This window comes from Neorhizobium descurainiae (assembly GCF_051400715.1).
Classification (GTDB): Bacteria; Pseudomonadota; Alphaproteobacteria; order Rhizobiales; family Rhizobiaceae; genus Neorhizobium.
Window position 1 is genome coordinate 94,615 of the sequence record NZ_JBLFFK010000018.1, and the last position, 17,299, is coordinate 111,913.

Annotated in this window: 19 protein-coding genes, 1 tRNA gene and 1 riboswitch; of the genes, 12 read left to right on the top strand and 8 right to left on the bottom strand. The window is 63.7% G+C overall.

All coding sequences use genetic code 11. The features are described 5' to 3' along the window. Positions 1 to 7 precede the first annotated feature (7 nt). Entirely contained in the window at positions 8 to 469 is a 462-nt protein-coding gene (locus tag ACMGE0_RS25020; protein WP_436818603.1) for a carboxymuconolactone decarboxylase family protein, read from the top strand. Positions 470 to 484: 15 nt separating this feature from the next. Here the strand turns inward: ACMGE0_RS25020 and ACMGE0_RS25025 are convergent, their stop codons facing one another. Both ACMGE0_RS25025 and ACMGE0_RS25030 read right to left on the bottom strand, forming a co-directional pair. After that, positions 485 to 1,126, bottom strand: coding sequence for a YitT family protein (locus tag ACMGE0_RS25025; protein ID WP_436818604.1), 642 nt, complete (start codon positions 1,124 to 1,126; stop codon positions 485 to 487). A gap of 103 nt (positions 1,127 to 1,229) precedes the next feature. Further along, the gene (locus ACMGE0_RS25030; protein WP_436818605.1) at positions 1,230 to 2,159 is read right to left on the bottom strand and encodes a class I SAM-dependent DNA methyltransferase; all 930 of its coding nucleotides are present in this window, start codon (positions 2,157 to 2,159) and stop codon (positions 1,230 to 1,232) included. Between the two features lie 130 nt (positions 2,160 to 2,289). On the opposite strand from ACMGE0_RS25030, the gene ACMGE0_RS25035 reads away from it, so the two are divergent. The 3 genes from ACMGE0_RS25035 to ACMGE0_RS25045 are packed head-to-tail and all read left to right on the top strand — an operon-like array spanning position 2,290 to position 4,402. Then, a complete protein-coding gene (locus ACMGE0_RS25035; RefSeq protein WP_085422267.1) occupies positions 2,290 to 2,556 on the top strand; it encodes a DUF6460 domain-containing protein in 267 nt (88 codons plus the stop codon). A gap of 1 nt (position 2,557) precedes the next feature. Continuing rightward, the gene (locus tag ACMGE0_RS25040; RefSeq protein ID WP_436818606.1) at positions 2,558 to 3,046 is read left to right on the top strand and encodes a CAP domain-containing protein; all 489 of its coding nucleotides are present in this window, start codon (positions 2,558 to 2,560) and stop codon (positions 3,044 to 3,046) included. Between the two features lie 3 nt (positions 3,047 to 3,049). After that, a complete protein-coding gene (locus ACMGE0_RS25045; protein WP_436818607.1) occupies positions 3,050 to 4,402 on the top strand; it encodes an MATE family efflux transporter in 1,353 nt (450 codons plus the stop codon). Here the strand turns inward: ACMGE0_RS25045 and ACMGE0_RS25050 are convergent. Both ACMGE0_RS25050 and ACMGE0_RS25055 read right to left on the bottom strand, forming a co-directional pair. After that, a complete protein-coding gene (locus tag ACMGE0_RS25050) occupies positions 4,378 to 5,469 on the bottom strand; it encodes a quinone-dependent dihydroorotate dehydrogenase (RefSeq protein WP_436818608.1) in 1,092 nt (363 codons plus the stop codon). The genes ACMGE0_RS25045 and ACMGE0_RS25050 overlap by 25 nt on opposite strands. Then, complete coding sequence (locus ACMGE0_RS25055; protein WP_436818609.1) at positions 5,466 to 5,816, bottom strand: DUF952 domain-containing protein; 351 nt, start codon at positions 5,814 to 5,816, stop codon at positions 5,466 to 5,468. The genes ACMGE0_RS25050 and ACMGE0_RS25055 overlap by 4 nt, the downstream gene beginning before the upstream one ends. 81 nt (positions 5,817 to 5,897) lie before the next feature. Here ACMGE0_RS25055 and ACMGE0_RS25060 point away from each other — a divergent pair, with 81 nt between their 5' ends. The 3 genes from ACMGE0_RS25060 to ACMGE0_RS25070 all read left to right on the top strand — a co-directional run bounded on the left by ACMGE0_RS25060 (position 5,898) and on the right by ACMGE0_RS25070 (position 7,915). Further along, positions 5,898 to 6,317 carry a hypothetical protein gene (locus ACMGE0_RS25060; RefSeq protein ID WP_436818610.1) on the top strand — a complete coding sequence of 140 codons (420 nt, stop codon included), beginning with the start codon at positions 5,898 to 5,900 and terminating at the stop codon, positions 6,315 to 6,317. Between the two features lie 85 nt (positions 6,318 to 6,402). Further along, positions 6,403 to 7,050: a response regulator gene (locus tag ACMGE0_RS25065; RefSeq protein ID WP_436818611.1), complete on the top strand. Its 648-nt coding sequence runs from the start codon at positions 6,403 to 6,405 to the stop codon at positions 7,048 to 7,050. Between the two features lie 199 nt (positions 7,051 to 7,249). Continuing rightward, positions 7,250 to 7,915, top strand: a complete 666-nt coding sequence (locus ACMGE0_RS25070) for a S24 family peptidase (protein ID WP_436818612.1) — start codon at positions 7,250 to 7,252, stop codon at positions 7,913 to 7,915. A gap of 83 nt (positions 7,916 to 7,998) precedes the next feature. Here the strand turns inward: ACMGE0_RS25070 and ACMGE0_RS25075 are convergent, their stop codons facing one another. After that, positions 7,999 to 8,880, bottom strand: coding sequence for a transporter substrate-binding domain-containing protein (locus ACMGE0_RS25075; protein ID WP_436818646.1), 882 nt, complete (start codon positions 8,878 to 8,880; stop codon positions 7,999 to 8,001). A 59-nt stretch (positions 8,881 to 8,939) separates the two neighbouring features. Here ACMGE0_RS25075 and ACMGE0_RS25080 point away from each other — a divergent pair, with 59 nt between their 5' ends. Together ACMGE0_RS25080 and ACMGE0_RS25085 are read left to right on the top strand one after the other, a co-directional pair. After that, complete coding sequence (locus tag ACMGE0_RS25080) at positions 8,940 to 10,865, top strand: glycosyltransferase family 2 protein (RefSeq protein WP_436818613.1); 1,926 nt, start codon at positions 8,940 to 8,942, stop codon at positions 10,863 to 10,865. A gap of 84 nt (positions 10,866 to 10,949) precedes the next feature. Beyond that, complete coding sequence (locus ACMGE0_RS25085) at positions 10,950 to 11,222, top strand: hypothetical protein (protein WP_436818614.1); 273 nt, start codon at positions 10,950 to 10,952, stop codon at positions 11,220 to 11,222. 8 nt (positions 11,223 to 11,230) lie between these two features. Here ACMGE0_RS25085 and ACMGE0_RS25090 read toward each other — a convergent pair. Together ACMGE0_RS25090 and ACMGE0_RS25095 are read right to left on the bottom strand one after the other, a co-directional pair. Then, positions 11,231 to 11,304 (bottom strand) — tRNA-Gly (locus tag ACMGE0_RS25090). A gap of 52 nt (positions 11,305 to 11,356) precedes the next feature. Continuing rightward, positions 11,357 to 12,451 carry a 2'-deoxycytidine 5'-triphosphate deaminase gene (locus ACMGE0_RS25095; protein WP_436818615.1) on the bottom strand — a complete coding sequence of 365 codons (1,095 nt, stop codon included), beginning with the start codon at positions 12,449 to 12,451 and terminating at the stop codon, positions 11,357 to 11,359. A 73-nt stretch (positions 12,452 to 12,524) separates the two neighbouring features. Continuing rightward, positions 12,525 to 12,603: riboswitch (SAM riboswitch) on the top strand. 48 nt (positions 12,604 to 12,651) lie between these two features. Between ACMGE0_RS25095 and ACMGE0_RS25100 the strand changes: the two genes are divergently transcribed. The 3 genes from ACMGE0_RS25100 to ACMGE0_RS25110 all read left to right on the top strand — a co-directional run bounded on the left by ACMGE0_RS25100 (position 12,652) and on the right by ACMGE0_RS25110 (position 16,077). Next, entirely contained in the window at positions 12,652 to 13,845 is a 1,194-nt protein-coding gene (locus tag ACMGE0_RS25100) for an O-succinylhomoserine sulfhydrylase (RefSeq protein ID WP_436818616.1), read from the top strand. 153 nt (positions 13,846 to 13,998) lie between these two features. Next, the gene (gene apaG / locus ACMGE0_RS25105) at positions 13,999 to 14,391 is read left to right on the top strand and encodes a Co2+/Mg2+ efflux facilitator ApaG/CorD (RefSeq protein ID WP_436818617.1); all 393 of its coding nucleotides are present in this window, start codon (positions 13,999 to 14,001) and stop codon (positions 14,389 to 14,391) included. Between the two features lie 111 nt (positions 14,392 to 14,502). Beyond that, positions 14,503 to 16,077 carry a tannase/feruloyl esterase family alpha/beta hydrolase gene (locus ACMGE0_RS25110; protein ID WP_436818618.1) on the top strand — a complete coding sequence of 525 codons (1,575 nt, stop codon included), beginning with the start codon at positions 14,503 to 14,505 and terminating at the stop codon, positions 16,075 to 16,077. Positions 16,078 to 16,278: 201 nt separating this feature from the next. On the opposite strand, the gene ACMGE0_RS25115 is transcribed toward ACMGE0_RS25110, so the two are convergent. Beyond that, on the bottom strand, positions 16,279 to 17,265 hold the full coding sequence (locus tag ACMGE0_RS25115) for an Hsp33 family molecular chaperone (protein WP_436818619.1): 987 nt from the start codon (positions 17,263 to 17,265) through the stop codon (positions 16,279 to 16,281). Positions 17,266 to 17,299: the final 34 nt, after the last annotated feature.

Consider the following 17,299-nt stretch of genomic DNA (forward strand, 5'->3'; position numbering starts at 1 on the left):
AGAAGCCATGCAGCCCCGTTTGAATTTCTTCAAAGCCTCGCAAGAAGCTTACAACGCCGTCAAAAATCTCGAAAACTATGTTCAAGGATGCGGCCTCGAGCCCCGCCACATCCACCTCATCAAGCTCAGGGCCTCGATCATCAATCATTGCGCCTATTGCATCGACATGCATGTGAAGGAAAGCCGCCACGACGGGCTTTCCGAACAGTGGATCAACCTGATGAGCGCCTGGGAGGAATCGCCGATCTATGACGAGAAGGAACGCGCGCTCTTAACCTGGGTGGATGCGGTCACCCGCGTTGCGGATACCCATGTTCCGGACAGCGCCTACGAGACGCTGAGGGCACATTTCACGGAAGAGGACATGGTCAAGATCACGGTCGCGATCGGCGTGATCAACGTCTGGAACCGGCTCTGCGTCGGCTTCCGGGCCATGCATCCGGTGGACCAGCCGGCAAAGGCTGCCTGATCCTTCTCCCCGCGATCACCGCACGACGATATAACGGTCGGAGCGGTGATTGATGGCGAGGAAAAGGTTCAGCATCACCGCACCCAGGACCGACCAGACCACCGTCATGGGGCTGACGACCGCAAAGGCGCAGACCATGACGGCGAGGTCGAAGGCAAGCTGGATGAGGCCCGCCTGGATGCCGAAACGATCCTGGATATAGATCGCCAGGATGCCGACGCCGCCGAGCGACGCCCGATGGCGATAAAGCGCCAAGAGACCATAGCCCAGGAGCAGGCCGCCGAGCAGTGCCGCCCAGAACGGGTGCAGGTAATCGATCAGGAAGAAGCGGCTCTCGATTTCGGAAATCACCGAGACGAGGCCGATGGCGATGAAGGTCTTCAGGGAAAAGGCCCAGCCGAGCCGCCGGAACGACAGGTAATAGAACGGCAGGTTGACGATGAAGAACAGCAGGCCGAACGAGATACCGAAAGCATAGTGCAGGAGAAAGGCGACGCCCGCCGTGCCGCCGGTCAGCAGCCCGACCTTGTTCAGCATGTAGAAGCCGAGAGCGGCGACCATGGCGCCTGTGAACAGGCCTTGCGCATCCTCCAGCAGCGTATGCTGCGACGGATCCAGACTGTAGAAACCAAGGCCACGCTTCTCTCGCTCAGCCAACACTCGCCCCTTTATTTTCGATGATATTGCACTGCAATAAAACCGCCATCAAGGGCGTTCAAGGGGTGACGAGCCGGCGAGGAAAAAAGCAAGAAACGATCGATCAGCCGGGCTTTCGCGACAGAAACAGAATGCCGTGGACAGGTTTGCCGGCATCCAGGCGAATGACCGTCTTCTCACGCCGGAGAAGATCGAGGCCGTAGCCGGTCAGCAAGGCGCGGATATAGGCTTCCGAATGGGCGTAGCGGAGGGAATCGCGCAGCGTAAATGTCGCCCCCTCGCCTGCGTCCTCGACCGAAAAGGCGAAAAGGCCGGCCGGTGCCAGCAGTTCCGGCACGAGCGGGAAGACGGTTTCCAGCGAGCCGAGATACATCAGCACATCGGCCGCCGAGACAAGATCGGCGCGATGCTTCGCGAGACCGGCCGAAAAGAGGCCGGACTCTTCCGGGGAAAGGCTGAGGTCGGACTGGCCGAGGTGATCGTAGAGCTCCTTGGCCTCAGCCTTTGCCAGCATGTTCAGGGAGAGGTCGAAGCCTTCGAGGCGGCCCGTCCGGTCGCGGATTTCGGCGCCGAAGAGGCCGGTGCCGCAACCGAGATCGACGGTGTTCATGAACGGCCCGTAAGGCGCGACGAGCGCGGCAAGCTTGCCGGGAACGGAATAGTCGAGCCTTTCGACGAGCGCCGTATCGAAACGATCGGCATAATCGTCGAAGAGACCTTCGACATAGCGGCTCGGCGGCCGGTCCGGCACGTCCTCCGCGCCGAGCAGCGCGAGCTTCAATCGGGCACCGAAGACGTCGTCTGGCGCGAGGTCGAGCGTCCGACGATAAGCGTCCGCAGCGGTTTCGAAGCCCGCTTTTTCCCTGTACTCGCCGAGCCGGAACCAGCCGGCGGCCCAAGAAGGCGCGATCTCCAGCGCCTGTTCCATCAGCTCGGCCGCGGCCGCGAAATCGCCCCCCTCCGCCAGCATGCGGGCATAGTCGGCGCGGCGGTCGGCGATCACGTCGCCGGAAGAAAACTGGCTGGGCAGCATCGGAATGATCCCTGAAGGTGCGGGTTCTTCGCCGAAGCCACAAAAAAACTCAAGTTCTATCTAAGGGGAAACGCTTGCGGCGGAAGCTGCCGCCGACTATCTCTCAGTTGCAGTTCGGAGAAGGACAAGGATGGCAGACGGGGTCAACAGGTTTCTGGGCGATTCATTGGGCCGCACGATCGTCAAGCTGATCGTCGTGTGCCTGGTGGTGGGCTTCGTTCTCGCGTTCTTCGGCTTCACGCCGGACAATATCGTCGGCACCATCCGCTACTGGTTCCTGGACCTCTGGTATAACGGCTTCCGGGCGCTCGGACGGGTCGGCGACTATCTGCTGCTCGGCGCGATCGTCGTCATACCGATCTTCGTCATCCTGCGTCTCCTGAGCTACCGCCGCTGACATGACCGCCTTCGTCCTTCCCACCCGGCGGGGTTTCCTCGTCCTTTCCGGCATGGGGCTTCTTCTTGCCGGCTGTTCGACCACCAATGTCCTCACGCCCACGTCGAGTGCCGAGGATGAGACGGAAGCGGCATTGCCGATGGTGAACAGGCTCAGGCAGAGCCGCAACCGGTCGTCGCTGTCGCTCGACACCCCGGCCCGCAGGGCGGCCGTCCAGCAGGCGGTGCGCATGGCCAAAGCCAACGAAATGAGCCATCTGATCGGCTTCGGCGACGATTTCGGCGGCAGGATGAGGAAGAACGGCGTGCCATTGCCGGCGGCGGAGAACATCGCGAGCGGCCAGAACACGGTGGAAGCCGCCGTACAGGCCTGGATCGATTCGCCGAAGCATCTGGAAAACATGCTCGGCTCCTACAGAGGCCTCGGCGTCGCCATGGCGCGCACGTCCACCGGCGCCCCGCCCTATTGGGCCATGGTTCTCTCGGGCTGATCCGTGGAGGGCGGAGGGCACAAGGGAGAGACCATCAGGCCATTCGAGGTGACGCACCGGCTGGTGCTGGGTATCGCAATCCCCATGACCCTCGGCTTCCTGACGACGCCGCTGCTGGGCCTTACCGATACCGCCGTGGCCGGCCATCTCGGAAAACCGGAAGCGCTGGCCGGGCTGGCGATCGGCGCCATCCTTTTCGACCTCATCTATGGCAGCCTCAGCTTTCTGCGTACCTCGACCACCGGGCTCGTGGCGCAGGCGTTCGGACGCGGCGACCGGCACGAGCAGCAGGCCGTCTTCTGGCGGGCGCTCCTGAGCGCGCTCGCGCTCGGCCTCTTCATGCTGGCGTTTTCGCCGCTGATCCTCGCCTTCGCGCCGGACCTGATGACCAGCGATCCGGCCGTTGCCGAGGTGACACGGCAATATTTCGGCATCCGGGTGCTGACGAGCCCGGCGACCTTCGCCAATTTCGCTATCCTCGGCTTTGTGCTCGGACGCGGTCAGGGCGTGCTGGGGCTCACCCTGCAGATCATTCTGAACGGCACGAATATCGTACTCGCCATCCTGTTCGGCCTCATCCTGGGCTGGGGCGTCGCGGGCGTGGCCTGGGCGACGGCAACGGCAGAAACCAGCGCCGTGGCGATCGGCCTCGTCATCGTCAGCCGGCAGTTTTCCGCCGCCGACCAGCCGAGCCGGGCCGAGATATTCGACACGGCGAAGCTGAAGCAGCTCTTCCAGCTCAATGCGGACATCCTGATCCGTTCGCTGATCCTCAACGGAGCGTTTGCATTGCTCACCCGCGTGGGCTCCAGCTTCGGCGCCGTGACGCTGGCCGCGAACGCCGTGCTGATGAATATCTTCATGCTGTCGGCCTTCTTTCTCGACGGGCTGGCGGGGGCCGCCGAACAGCTCGCGGGCCGCGCGGTCGGGGCGCAATACCGGCCTTCCTTCGACCGAGCCTTAAAGCTCACAGGCCTCTGGTCATTCGCCATGGCCGCCGTCGTCGGCCTCTTCTTCATCACCTTCGGCCAGCCGATCATCCATCTGCTCACGACATCCGAAGAGGTACGGCAGGAGGCCTATACCTATCTTGCCTGGGCGGCGGTGACGGGACTGACCGGCGCGCTCGCCTTCCAGATGGACGGCGTCTTCATCGGCGCCACCTGGTCGCGCGAGATGCGCAACATGATGCTGGTCTCGTTCGCGGGCTATTGCGCGAGCCTTGTCCTGCTCGTGCCGCCTTTCGGCAATCACGGGCTGTGGCTGTCCCTCAACCTGTTCCTCCTGATGCGCGGTTTCTTCCTGGCGGCCATGGTGCCGCGCAAGGCGCGTCAGAGTTTCGCATCCGCCCAGTAGTCGAGGAGGCTATCGCGCAGCTCGCGGATCGAGGAGACCTTTTCCCGGTCGAGGAGCGAAGACAGGCCCCTGACGATCGCCGCCGCGAGCCCCGGCCCTTCGTACACCATGCAGGAATAGAGCTGCACCAGATCGGCCCCGGCGCGAACTTTCTCCAGGGCATCCTCGGCGCTGGAAACGCCGCCGACGCCGATAATCGGCAGAGCCGGCCCGACGCGCTTGCGCATCTTCGCGAGCACGGCGGTCGAACGCCTGAAGAGCGGCACACCGGAAAGCCCGCCGGCCTCCTTTGCCTGCATCCGGTCCTTCAGCCCGTCGCGGGCGAGCGTGGTGTTGGAAACGACGAGCCCGTCGAGCGGATGGGAGATCGCTTCCGCCGCGATATCGTCCAGCCCCTCCTCGGTCAGATCAGGCGCGATCTTCAAGAAGACCGGGACGGACTTTCCGTGCCGCACCGCCTCCTCGGCACGGGCGGCGAGCACGGCTTCCAGAAGCGCCTTGAGACTGTCGCGCGCCTGGAGATCGCGCAGGCCCGGCGTGTTGGGCGAGGAGACGTTGACGGTGAAATAGGTGGCGAGGCCGTAGAACCTGCGGATGCCGAGGACGTAATCGGCAACACGGTCGGCCGCATCCTTGTTGGCGCCGATATTGACGCCGATAATCCCCGGAGCATTGCGGCGGGCGGCGAGCCGCGCAAAAGCGGCCTCGTGGCCCTCGTTGTTGAAGCCGAGCCGGTTGATGACGCCGCGATCCTCGATCAGCCGGAAGATGCGCGGCCTGTCGTTGCCGGACTGCGGCTTCGGCGTCACCGTGCCCACTTCCGTGAAACCGAAGCCGAGCCTCAGGATCGCATCCGCAACCTCGGCATTCTTGTCGTAACCCGCCGCAAGGCCGATCGGGTTCGAGAACCTGATGCCGGCAACCGTCTGGGCCAGCCGCGGATCGGCCGGCACGCTGCAGGCGGGCACGAGGCCGGTCTTCAGCGCGGCCACCGAAAGCCCGTGAGCGGTTTCCGGATCGAAGACGAACAGACCGCGGGAAGCGAGCCCGGCAAAGGGGCCGATCATGGCATCTTCTCCGGGAAGGCATGCAGGCCGTCGGCACCGATCAGGAGCGGCATTTCCCAGAGGACCGCGGAGAACGGCAGGACGCCGTAGAGATGCGGGAAGAGATCACCGCCGCGCGAGGGTTCGAATTTCAGCGCCTCCCCCAAGGTGAGCGCGTTGACCGCCACCAGGAGCAGGCCCGCGACGCCGGCAAAATGCAGCCTCGCCGTCTCCCGCGCCTGGGCGCCGGTCGAGAAATGGATATAGCCGTCCTTCAAATCGATTTCGGCGCCTTCGAAGACGCCTTTTTCCTTGGCCCGACGCCAGAGCGTTTCCGGCACGATCTTGTACACTATATCCGTCATCATGAGCTCTCTGGGATGTGTTATACTCGCAGCGTTTGCCGCAAAGCCCGGCGCTTGTCCACCCGGCAACAGGAGGACCACAGGATGAAAACGTCAGCAGTGGCGATCGCGATGCTTTTCGTTTCGACCGGCACGAATGCCCAGCAGGCCCATCAGCAGACACAGCCCAGCCGCTTCCAGCTCGAACGCACGGAAAGCGGTATCGTTCGGCTCGACACCGAAACCGGCGCCATGACGCTCTGCCGCGAGGAGAACGGCTCGCTTGCCTGCCGCATGCAGCCGGACGAAAGGGCGGCCTACGAACAGGAGCTCGACAGGCTGGAAAAACGCGTGACCGCGCTCGAGGAGCGATTGAGCCAGACGCCGCCGAAAGCGCTGCCGAGCGAGGAGGAAGTGGAGCAGTCGCTCTCCATCATGGAGAAATTCATGCGGCGCTTCATGGCGATCGTCGGAGAATTTGTGGATGAACGGCGGGCGAACGAACCGCAACCCGACCGCACCTGATTCCCGCACTTGTTTCCGGCTCACGGGAGGTTTACAACTTCTCAAAGAAGCAGGCCCGGCTATGCTCTTGGGAGGGAGCGTGGGAATGCAGACACTCACGATCATCATCGCAGACGACCATCCCCTGTTTCGCGGCGCGCTCAGCCAGGCCGTCCAGGGCATTGCCGAGGAGCTCGTCATCATCGAGGCGGGCGATTTCGAGGCCGCGCGGCTTGCCGCCGGAAACAATCCCGATGCCGACCTGATGCTGCTCGACCTCGCCATGCCGGGCGTCAGCGGCTTTTCCGGGCTGATGACGCTCAGGGCCGAATTCTCCGGCCTGCCGATCGTCATCGTCTCGGCAAGCGACGACTGCACCACCATCCGGCGAGCCCTGGAGCTCGGCGCCTCCGGCTTCATCTCGAAATCCTCCGGGCTGGACGACATCCGCGCCGGCATCCAGGCGGTGCTGGAGGGCGATATCTGGGCGCCGAAGGGCGATTTCGCCGCGCAGGAGGAAGACCCCGGCCTTACCGAACTCATCGAACGGCTGAAGACGCTCACCCCGCAACAAAGCCGGGTGCTGACCATGCTCGGCGAGGGCCTGCTCAACAAGCAGATCGCCTACGAGCTCGGCGTCTCGGAAGCGACCATCAAGGCGCATGTCTCGGCGATCCTCCTGAAGCTCAATGTCGACAGCCGCACGCAGGCGGTGATCAAGCTCGGCAAGATCAACATGGCGCTGGTGGCCTGAGCGAACGAAAACAGGATTTTATTCCTTTCGTCCCTTTACGCCGGGCCGCGGCTCCGTTAAAATCCGGGGGTATGCGCGAGCCTCCTTTCCGCTTGAAGGCCGCGACACGGGTTTTGATCGAAGGGTGCCGCCGAGCGCCGGATTGTCCGGCCCTGCCTCGCGCGCCCTTGGTCCGGGGAAGATCACGGGTACGGGCAAGATGCTGTCACATGAAACGATCTGGAACGCGATCGACACGCTGGCCGAGCGCCATCAGCTGACGCCCTCGGGGCTTGCGCGGCGTGCCGGGCTTGACCCTACCTCCTTCAACAAATCGAAGCGGCTAGGCCCCGACGGGCGGCTGCGCTGGCCCTCGACGGAATCGATCGCCAAGGTGCTGGAGGCGACGGGGGCCACGATCGACCAGTTCATGAGCTATCTGCCCGCCGCTTCCGGCCGCTCGACGCTTCCCGACGGCAATTTCCCGCCCCAGGGCGGCACGATCCCGCTGCTCGGTTTCGCGCAGGCCGGTGCCGGCGGTTTTTTCGACGATGGCGGCTTTCCGGCCGGCCAGGGCTGGGACGTGGTGGAATTCCCGGTCGACCCGTCCCGCAAGGCCGGCGTCTATGCGCTCGAGGTCCAGGGCGAATCGATGATGCCGCTCTATCGTGACGGCGACGTGCTGATCGTCGAGCCCGGCGCGCAGGTGCGCCGCGGCGACCGCGTGGTGCTGAAAACCAAGGAGGGCGAGGTGATGGCCAAGGTGCTGGCCCGCCAGAGCGCCCGCACGGTGGAACTTCTCTCCCTCAACCCCGAACACCCCAACCGCGTCTTCGACCTTTCCGAAGTGGAATGGGTGGCGCGGATCATCTGGGCGAGCCAGTAGTAGCGAATAGCGAATAGCGAATAGCGAATAGCGAATAGCGAATAGCGAATAGCGAATAGGAAAGAATTCACAAGCGGCAGCGATCAGTAAAGGCCGTTCGGGAAGTAGCGCAGATAGATGTCCTGCAGGCGGCCGTTGCGCGAGAGTGCGCCGAGCGCCTGGTCGAAAGCCGCCGCCAGCGTCGGATCGCCCTTGCGGAGCATGACGGAGAGGCCCTCGCCCAGGAACTTTTCCGAGAGATAGGGGCCGTCGAAAAGCGCGCAGCATTTTGCCGACGCCTCGCCCGCCACCCAGAAGGGCAGCCTCAGCCCGTCGGAGAAGACCGCCTCCACCTTCCCGGCTTTCAGCGCGTCCAGCATCGCCTCGTAAGTGTCGAAAGGCGTGGCGTTCACCTTCGGGAAAAAGGCCTTGAGCATCAATTCGTGGGCCGTGCCCCTCACCACGCCGACCGGCCTGCCGGCAAGCGCGGCGGCCGTGTCGCCGCCGATCTTGGCCGCCAAATTACGGGCGAAACGGGCCGGCACGCCGAGATAGGGCCGCGAGAAAGCGAAGCGCTGGCGCCGCTCCGGCGTCACCGCAATGCCCGCCATGACGGCTTCGCCGGCGCCGCTTTCCAGCGCCTTCTCCAGCTCTTCGAAAGGCAGCGCCTGGATCTGGCACTTCGCTTCGATCTTCAGTTCGGTGCAGATCTCCCGGGCAAGATCGACGTTGAAGCCGGCAAGCCGGCCGGTCTGGTCGGCGAAATTGAAGGGCGGGAAATCGACGGTCGTGAGAACCCGCACCCGCACGATCTCGGAAAGATCGGGCCGCGACAGCCGCTCCCTGGCGTCGAACATCAGCGGAAGCGTATGGCCGTCGGCGGCATGTCCCGGCCCGGCGCAGACAAGAAATCCTCCCGCCACAAGGAAAAGCTGCAGCAGGTTGAAAAAACCCCTGATTCTCGGGGATGCAATCATGGGGCGCATCTCTATGATCCAGATCGGGACAGGTTGGGGCATCCGCTTTCCGGCGGTGTGGCAGGGTCATGCATTTGCAGGAATATCCACCGGCATCGCCGCCGGTGCAAGATGGATCGTGGCCGGATTCGGCCTCACCCGCGGACGGGCCGGCAGACCATATCCATGATTCCGACGAGGACCCGGAGCTCGCCGCCCTTGCCGCGCTCGGTTTTTCAAAGCCGCTGCTTGCAACGCTTGCCGAAAGGGCGCGGCGGAACGGCACCAGCATCGAGAGCGAGCTGCTCCATAGCGGCCAGGTGGACGAGGCGGCCTATTACGGCGCGATCGCCCGTTTCCTGCGCCTGCCCTTCGTCGAGACGATCGATCCGGCTTCCGTCGCCGACACGCCTTCTCTCGATACGCAATTGCAGCGCCCGAACCAGATCCGCATCAACTATCGCTATCGGGCTCCGCAGGTGGCCGTGGTGCCGGAAGCCCTGCGGCTCGCCGACCTCGGAGCGGCCCTTTCCGCCATGCCCCCGCTCGGGCGCGATCTCGCGATCACCACGCCTTCGGCGATCCGCCGGGCTGTATGGCACGCCGGCGCCGGAAGACGGGTACGCGACACGGTCAATCAGCTCTTCGACCGTTTCCCCGCGTTTTCCGCCCGTGTCGTGCTTACCGGCAACCAGGGCTTCCGTGCGGGGATCGGGCTTGCCGCGCTGGCCTCAGCCCTGATCGTCGTGCCGCTTACGGCGCTGCTCCTGCTGCATGTCCTGCTGTCGCTCGTCTATTTCGCCTCCCTGCTTCTGAGGCTCGCGGCATTGACGCGGCAACGGTTCGGGGCAGTCGTGCCGGCGGCTTTGCGGCCCCGGCACGGCCCCCTTCCCTGCTATACGGTGATGGTGGCGCTTTACCGCGAAGCCGCGGTGGCCGAGCAGCTGATCGCCAGCCTCAAGCGGCTCGACTGGCCGCATTCGCTGCTCGACGTCAAGCTCGTCTGCGAGGCGGACGACCGGGAGACGATCGCGGCGCTGAAAGCCTTCTCGGCCGGCGCCCATTTCGAGATTGTCGAAGTGCCGCCGTCCGAGCCGCGCACCAAGCCCAAGGCGCTCACCTATGCGCTGGGCGCTGCCCGCGGCGAGTTCCTGGCGATCTACGACGCGGAGGACCGGCCGCATCCGCAGCAGCTGCGCGAGGCCTATCAGCGTTTCCGGACGTCGCCGCGGGAGCTTGCCTGCCTGCAGGCGCCGCTGATCATCACCAACGGGCAGCACTCCTGGATCAGCGCGCTGTTCTCGCTGGAATATGCGGCTCTTTTCCGCGGGCTGCTGCCGATGCTCGCGAACGCGCGGATGCCGCTGCCGCTCGGCGGCACGTCCAACCACTTCCGCACCGAAGCGCTGCATGCCGCAGGCGGCTGGGACCCGTTCAACGTCACGGAGGACGCCGATCTCGGGCTGCGTCTCTATCGGCTCGGCTATCGCTCCGGGGTCATCGGCCGTCAGACGCTGGAGGATGCGCCCACGACGATGCGGGTGTGGATGGGACAGCGCAGCCGCTGGTTCAAGGGCTGGCTGCAGACCTGGCTGGTGCTGATGCGCGATCCCGGCCGGCTCATCCGGGAGATGGGCCCTGCGGCCTTCTGCATTTCGCAGCTGATGATCGGAGGCATGCTGGTCTCCTCGCTCCTCCACCCGCTGATCATCGTCTTCATGGCGCTCGGTGCCTATTCCCTGCTGGCGGCGCCGGCAGACGATATTCCGGCCGGCGTGCTTTCGCTCTTCGTGATCGATACGATCAACATTTTCGGCAGCTATCTCACCTTCCTCGGTCTCGGGTGGGGGCCGATGATCGGACATGAAAGGCGGCTGATCGGCTGGCGCTGGACCGGAGTGCCGCTCTACTGGCTGATGACTTCGGCTGCCGCATGGCGCGCCGTGCTGGAACTCCGCTCCAGACCCTTCTTCTGGAACAAGACGCCGCACGAACCTAGCGGCAACAGAAAATGACGGAAGGCCGCCTTCCTGTTCAGAATTCCGGAACATTTTCGGATCTCCGGGCGTCAGGTAACAGGCTCTGACAACTGGAGGAGAATGATGCACACCTATTATCGCTATCGCGGCGGAGAACCGGCTCCCGGCGCGCTGATCATCAAATTCTACCATTCCGGCGACCAGATCCGCGGCTATATCCGCAAGATCGCAGATCCCGTGGAGGACGACACGATCTTTCCCGGCGAGGAGATGGAGCCGGAGGAGGCTTTCCGGATGGCGGAGAACAAGAACCGTGGACCGGACAAGCCGCCGATCTTCGTGGAGCTCTCGGAAGGCGTTGAATGGAACCCCGCATGGGGCAGGCTGATGTAGCCGGAAACTGGAGCGGGTGAAGGGAATCGAACCCTCGTATTCAGCTTGGGAAGCTGCTGCTCTACCATTGAGCTACACCCGCGTCGGCTCCGAGACTTCCAACAGATGCCGCCGGCTGTCAAGCGGCCGGCGCGTCAAACACGAAAATGCTTGGAGAGCTTAAGCCCCTGCGCCTGGTAGTTCGATCCGAGGCCGGTGCCGTAAAGCCCTTCCGGCCGCTCCATCATATGTTCGTAGACGAGGCGGCCGACGATCTGGCCGTCTTCCAGAATGAAGGGCACTTCGTGGCTGCGCACTTCCAGCACCGCGCGGCTGCCGCGCCCGCCGGCCGCCTCGTGACCGAAACCCGGATCGAAGAAGCCCGCATAGTGGACGCGGAATTCGCCGACCAGCGGATCGAAAGGCGTCATCTCGGCCGCATAGAGCGGCGGAACATGCACGGCCTCGCGCGAAACGAGGATGTAGAATTCATCCGGATCGAGGATCAGCTCGTTGCGGCCGCGGCTATAAAGCGGCTCCCAGAAGTCGAAGATGTCGTGCTCGCCTTTTTTGTCGACGTCGACGACAGCCGTGTGATGCTTGCCGCGATAACCGATCAGGCCCTGCTTGTCGCCGGAAAGATCGATCGACAGCGCAATGCCGCCGCCGGACACGTTCGGCCTGCTGGCAGCAACGAGAATCTCCTCGCGATGAAGCTCAAGGAGTTCCGGCTCGCCGAGCAGAGCATTGCCGACCCGGAAGCGGATCTGCGACAGGCGCGAACCGCGGCGCACGACGATCGGGAAGGTCCGCGGCGAGATTTCGAGATAGAGCGGGCCTGAATAACCTGCCGGGATCTTGTCGAATTCCTGCGCATAATCGGTGATGACGCGGGTGAAGATGTCGAGGCGGCCGGTGGAGCTCTTCGGATTGGCCGAGGCGGACATGTCGGCCGGCAGGTCGAGGCGCTCCATCAAAGGCACGATATAGACGCAACCGGTTTCGAGAACGGCGCCCTCGGACAGGTCGATGACATGCAGCTTCAACCGGTCGAGCTTGTCGGAAACGAGGTTCACCGGGCCGGGCATGAAGCTCGCGCGGACGCGGAAGGCCTTCGAGCCGAGGCGCAGGTCCAGGCTTGCCGGCTGGATCTGGTCCTGATCGAGCTCACGCTCGGAGATCAGCCGTCCGCTTTCGAAAAGTGCCGCAATCGCGCGGTCCGCCAGAATGCCTGTTACACGAGCCATCATGTCTCTTCCAAATATCGCGCCCGACAAAACCAAATCGGGGCCATTGACGCAAGCGGCGAGCGGCGCTATGCCACTCTTATCCCGTGGTGATTTGGCCGGTCGGCTTGCAGCCACGTTAAACAAGTGGCTAAAAGGACCGGGTGCGAAACCGGTCTGCTTTTTGCGGCCGGTTTTTTTGTTGTTTGAAAGTGGGGATTAGCATGACCAAGTCGTCCAACTCCTGGCGCCCGGCAACCCAGCTCGTACATGGCGGCACGTTACGTTCGCAATATGGCGAGATGTCTGAAGCGATCTACCTGACCCAGGGCTTCGTCTACGAAAATTCCGAGGCCGCCGAGGCGCGCTTCAAAGGCGAGACGGACGGCTTCATCTATGCCCGTTACGGCAGCCCCACCAACGACATGTTCGAAAAGCGCATGTGCATGCTGGAAGGCGCCGAAGACGCCCGCGCCACCGCATCCGGCATGGCCGCCGTCACGGCGGCGATCCTCTGCCAACTGAAAGCCGGCGATCATATCGTCGCGGCACGCGCGCTCTTCGGCTCCTGCCGCTGGGTGGTCGAGACGCTCGCGCCGAAATACGGCATCGGCTGCACGCTGGTCGACGGGCGCGACCTCGAAAACTGGGAAAAGGCGATCACCCCGAAGACCAAGGTCTTCTTTCTGGAAAGCCCGACCAATCCGACGCTGGAAGTGGTCGACATCGCCGGCGTCGCCAGGCTTGCCAACCAGATCGGCGCCAAGGTGGTGGTCGACAACGTTTTCGCCACGCCCCTCTTCCAGAAACCGTTGGAGCTCGGCGCCCATATCGTCGTCTATTCGGCGACCAAGCATATCGACGGCCAGGGCCGCTGCCTCGGCGGCGTCGTGCTTTCCGACAAGGCCTGGATCGACGAGAACCTGCACGACTATTTCCGCCATACCGGCCCGGCCATGTCGCCGTTCAACGCCTGGACGCTGCTGAAGGGCGTCGAGACGCTGCCGCTGCGCGTGAAGCAGCAGACGGCGAACGCTTCGAAGATCGCCGACTTCCTCGCCGAGCAGAAACAGGTCGCCCGCGTCATCTATCCTGGCCGCAAGGACCATCCGCAGGCCGATATCATCGCCAAGCAGATGAAGGGCGGCTCGACACTGGTCTGCTTCGAGCTGAAGGGCGGCAAGGAAGCAGCGTTCAAGTTCCAGAACGCGCTCGATATCGTCACGATCTCCAACAATCTCGGCGATACGCGCAGCCTGATCACTCATCCGGCGACGACGACGCATAAAAACCTCACGGACGAGGCCCGCGCCGAACTCGGCATCTCGCCCGGCACCGTGCGCCTCTCCGCCGGCATCGAAGACACCGAAGACCTGATCGAGGATTTCGCCAAGGCGCTGTCCAAGATCCCGGCCTGACGTCCGCCATGGTGAATCCGGCTACCGGATTCACCATATCGGTTATCCCTAACTTCAAGAAACGCTCACACTCGGTTGTTCAAACCGGGAGATTTCTTGACGTTCCGGTAATCAGGTACAATATCGGATAGCTGAGTATTGTTGAGGTGCAGCATGTATAGCGCCCGGACAAGAGACATCGAAGTCGCCGTCGAGCCCTACTATCTGGAGGACCAGTCCAATCCGGAAGAGAGCCGCTATGTCTGGGGTTACCGCATCGTCATCGAAAACCATTCGCTCGTTTCCGTGCGGCTCGTCCATCGCTACTGGCATATCACCGACCAGAACGGCGTGGTGGACGAGATCGACGGGCCCGGCGTCGTGGGCGAGCAGCCGCGGCTGAGACCGGGCGATTCCTACGAATATTCTTCGGGCTGCCCGCTCGACACGCCCTCGGGCATGATGTTCGGCCACTACGACATGCAGACGGACGAAGGCGAGACTTTCAAGGTGACGATCCCCGCCTTCTCGCTGGATTCGCCCGGTCTCCTCCGGGTGCTGAACTGACGCGGATCGTCCATAGCCGATAAGTTATGGGCCACATCGGCTTTTCTATTTGTTGCCTCCCTGCGTCTTCGGCATGCTCGCGCCGTGCAACAGTCTTTGGGAGGAGAACCTGTGACACGGCTCATTCTGTCTGCGTCCTGCGCTCTGGTGGCGCTGGCGGCGTTCACCCCTGCGCTCGCCCAGAACAAAAGCAGCTTCATCGATCAAAAGGACAGGCCGGATCTTTCGGCCGCGACCGTCTCGCCGCAGATCGCCTGCGGCATGCTGAACGGCCAGTCCTTTGCCGACGTCACCACCCTGAAGGCCACGCATGTGGCGGGCGTCGGCACCGTGCCGGGCCATTGCCAGGTGACGGGCTATATCCGCCCGCAGATCCGTTTCGAGATCACGCTGCCCGACAACTGGAACCGGCGGCTCTACATGTTCGGCAACGGGGGCTATGCGGGCGAAGACCTTGCGGCTCCGTCGCGCATCGCCACCCGCAATGCCGCCCTCTCGAAGGGTTTCCTGACCGTACAGCAGAATACCGGCCATGACGCCGTCACCTACAGGCTCGGTGATTTCGCCCAGGATCTCGACCTCCTGATCGATTACGGTTCCCGCGCCGTACATGTGACGGTCGGGACGGCAAAAGCGATCGCCGCGCGCTATTACGACCGGCATCCTTCCTTCTCCTATTGGGACGGCTGCTCCACCGGCGGTCGCCAGGGGCTTATCTCGGCGCAGCGTCATCCCGACGATTTCGACGGCATCCTCGCCGGTGCGCCGGTGCTCGACCTCACCAACACGCAGATCTGGGGCGTCTGGAATGCCCAGGCGCTCCTGAAGGCGCCGATCAGCAAGGCGCAGCTTCCCGTCCTGGCCAAGGCCGTGATGGACAAATGCGACGCGATAGACGGCGCCAAGGACGGGCTGATCGCCGATCCGCGCCAATGCAATTTCGATGCCGCCAAGGATCTGAAGATCTGCGAGGCCGGCGGTTCCGACTGCTTCACCAATGCGCAGGTGGAAACGCTGAAGACGTTGGCCGGCGGCGTGAAGATCAAGGGCGAAACGGTGTTTCCCGGCGTACAGTTCGGCACCGAGGGCGTCGACGCTTCCGGCACGAGCGGCTGGGACATGTGGATGGTTTCCGAGGAGGGGCCGAGCCGGCAGCTCGCCTATGGCGAGACTTTCGTGAAGAACATGGCCATGCTGCCCGCCTCCGGCAAGGCGATCGACTGGAAGACCTTCGACTTCGACAAGGAATATCCGAAGATCGGCATGATCCGGGAGATCGTCGACGCCACCAACCCGGACCTCAGCGCGTTCGAAAAGCGCGGCGGGCGGATGATCACTTATTTCGGCTGGTCGGACCCGGCGCTCAACCCGATGATGGGCGTCAACTATTACGAATCCGTCCGCAAGCAGATGGGCGCGGACCGGACGGCGGAATTCTACCGCCTCTTCATGGTGCCCGGCATGTACCACTGCAGCATGGGCTACGGCACGGACGTCTTCGACGCCTTTACGCCGCTGATGGACTGGGTCGAAAACGGAAAGGCGCCGGAGGTGATCCAGGCGAGCCAGATGAAGGACGGCAAGCCGACGATGACCCGCCCGCTCTGCCCTTATCCGCAGGTCGCGAAATATTCCGGCAGCGGCGACTTGAAGGATGGTGCTAATTTCGAATGCAAGGCGCCGTGAGTGCACCTTCTTCTCCCCAGCGGGGAGAAATGCCGAGCGGATGCGAGGCGATGAGGAGGCGGTTCGGTGAACCGCTGCAATCGGTCTTGTCGGTCAATTGCAGCGTCGAATAAACAAAGCAGGCGCGAAGTCCGGTTTGATAGCGTCCCCCTCATCCGCCCTTCGGGCACCTTCTCCCCGCTGGGGAGAAGGAGGGAAAAACTACGCTGCGGCGAATTCGGCCGCTGCGTAGTGATACGTGGTCGAGCAGAATTCGCAAGTGACGGCGATCTGGCCGTCTTCCTGGCTTGCCTCGATCTCCTCGGCGGTGAAGCCGGCCAGCACGCTCTTGATCTTCTCGCGCGAGCAACTGCAGCGGTCATGCACCCTCTGCGGCTCGTAAACCCGCACCCCCCGCTCGTGGAAGAGCCGGAAGAGCAGCCGCTCGATCGCAACTTGCGGATCGGTCAGTTCGTCCGTGTCGATGGTCTCGACCAGCGAACGGGCTTCCGTCCAGGCGTCGTCGCTGAGATCCGTCTCGCGATCGTCGCCATCGCCGCCATGCAGGTCCGGCTGGCGCATGCGCTCCGGGGCCTGCGGCAGGAACTGCGCCACGAGGCCGCCTGCCCGCCAGTTGTGGCGCGGCTTGCCTTCGGCATCGCGGTCGAAGAGCTCGGCCACGCCAAGGCGCACCTTGGTCGGGATTTGTTCCGACTGGCGGAAATAGACGCCGGCGATCTCTTCGAGCGAGGAGCCGTCGAGCGGCACGATGCCCTGATAAGGCTGCATGCCGCGGCCCTGGTCGATGGTGAAGGCGAGCACGCCGCGCCCGAGAAGATCGGGAGGCGAGGTCCTGCCCTCTTCGAGGGCTGCGGCAAGGGCTTCCTCGTCATAACGCGCGTAGGCGCGCAGCGCATCGGGCGTCGAGAAATCCGCCACCAGGAGATCCACCGGGCCGTCGCCCTTGGTCTGGACCGTGAACTTGCCGTCGAACTTCAGCGACGTGCCGAGCAGAGCCGTCAGCACGACCGCTTCCGCCAGCAGCCGCGCGACCGGCGCGGGATATTCATGGCGGCCGAGAATGGCATTGAGGAGCGGCCCGAGCTGCACCGCCCGGCCGCGGACGTCCAGCCCCTCCACCTGGAAGGGCACGACGCGGTCGTCTCCGGCAAAGTCGAGATCGTTCAGTTCCACAGTCGCTTCCGCCATGACTTCACTCCTTCGCGCCGAGCCTTCAAGCTTT

What these genes read in the sequence shown, in the direction of transcription:
- ACMGE0_RS25020 (WP_436818603.1), top strand. Translation starts at nt 8, where the DNA reads ATGCAGCCCCGTTTGAATTTCTTCAAAGCCTCGCAAGAAGCTTACAAC.
- ACMGE0_RS25030 (WP_436818605.1), bottom strand. Translation starts at nt 2,159, where the DNA reads ATGCTGCCCAGCCAGTTTTCTTCCGGCGACGTGATCGCCGACCGCCGC.
- ACMGE0_RS25035 (WP_085422267.1), top strand. Translation starts at nt 2,290, where the DNA reads ATGGCAGACGGGGTCAACAGGTTTCTGGGCGATTCATTGGGCCGCACG.
- ACMGE0_RS25040 (WP_436818606.1), top strand. Translation starts at nt 2,558, where the DNA reads ATGACCGCCTTCGTCCTTCCCACCCGGCGGGGTTTCCTCGTCCTTTCC.
- ACMGE0_RS25050 (WP_436818608.1), bottom strand. Translation starts at nt 5,469, where the DNA reads ATGATCGGCCCCTTTGCCGGGCTCGCTTCCCGCGGTCTGTTCGTCTTC.
- ACMGE0_RS25055 (WP_436818609.1), bottom strand. Translation starts at nt 5,816, where the DNA reads ATGATGACGGATATAGTGTACAAGATCGTGCCGGAAACGCTCTGGCGT.
- ACMGE0_RS25060 (WP_436818610.1), top strand. Translation starts at nt 5,898, where the DNA reads ATGAAAACGTCAGCAGTGGCGATCGCGATGCTTTTCGTTTCGACCGGC.
- ACMGE0_RS25065 (WP_436818611.1), top strand. Translation starts at nt 6,403, where the DNA reads ATGCAGACACTCACGATCATCATCGCAGACGACCATCCCCTGTTTCGC.
- ACMGE0_RS25070 (WP_436818612.1), top strand. Translation starts at nt 7,250, where the DNA reads ATGCTGTCACATGAAACGATCTGGAACGCGATCGACACGCTGGCCGAG.
- ACMGE0_RS25075 (WP_436818646.1), bottom strand. Translation starts at nt 8,880, where the DNA reads ATGCGCCCCATGATTGCATCCCCGAGAATCAGGGGTTTTTTCAACCTG.
- ACMGE0_RS25080 (WP_436818613.1), top strand. Translation starts at nt 8,940, where the DNA reads ATGCATTTGCAGGAATATCCACCGGCATCGCCGCCGGTGCAAGATGGA.
- ACMGE0_RS25085 (WP_436818614.1), top strand. Translation starts at nt 10,950, where the DNA reads ATGATGCACACCTATTATCGCTATCGCGGCGGAGAACCGGCTCCCGGC.
- ACMGE0_RS25095 (WP_436818615.1), bottom strand. Translation starts at nt 12,451, where the DNA reads ATGATGGCTCGTGTAACAGGCATTCTGGCGGACCGCGCGATTGCGGCA.
- ACMGE0_RS25100 (WP_436818616.1), top strand. Translation starts at nt 12,652, where the DNA reads ATGACCAAGTCGTCCAACTCCTGGCGCCCGGCAACCCAGCTCGTACAT.
- apaG (WP_436818617.1), top strand. Translation starts at nt 13,999, where the DNA reads ATGTATAGCGCCCGGACAAGAGACATCGAAGTCGCCGTCGAGCCCTAC.
- ACMGE0_RS25115 (WP_436818619.1), bottom strand. Translation starts at nt 17,265, where the DNA reads ATGGCGGAAGCGACTGTGGAACTGAACGATCTCGACTTTGCCGGAGAC.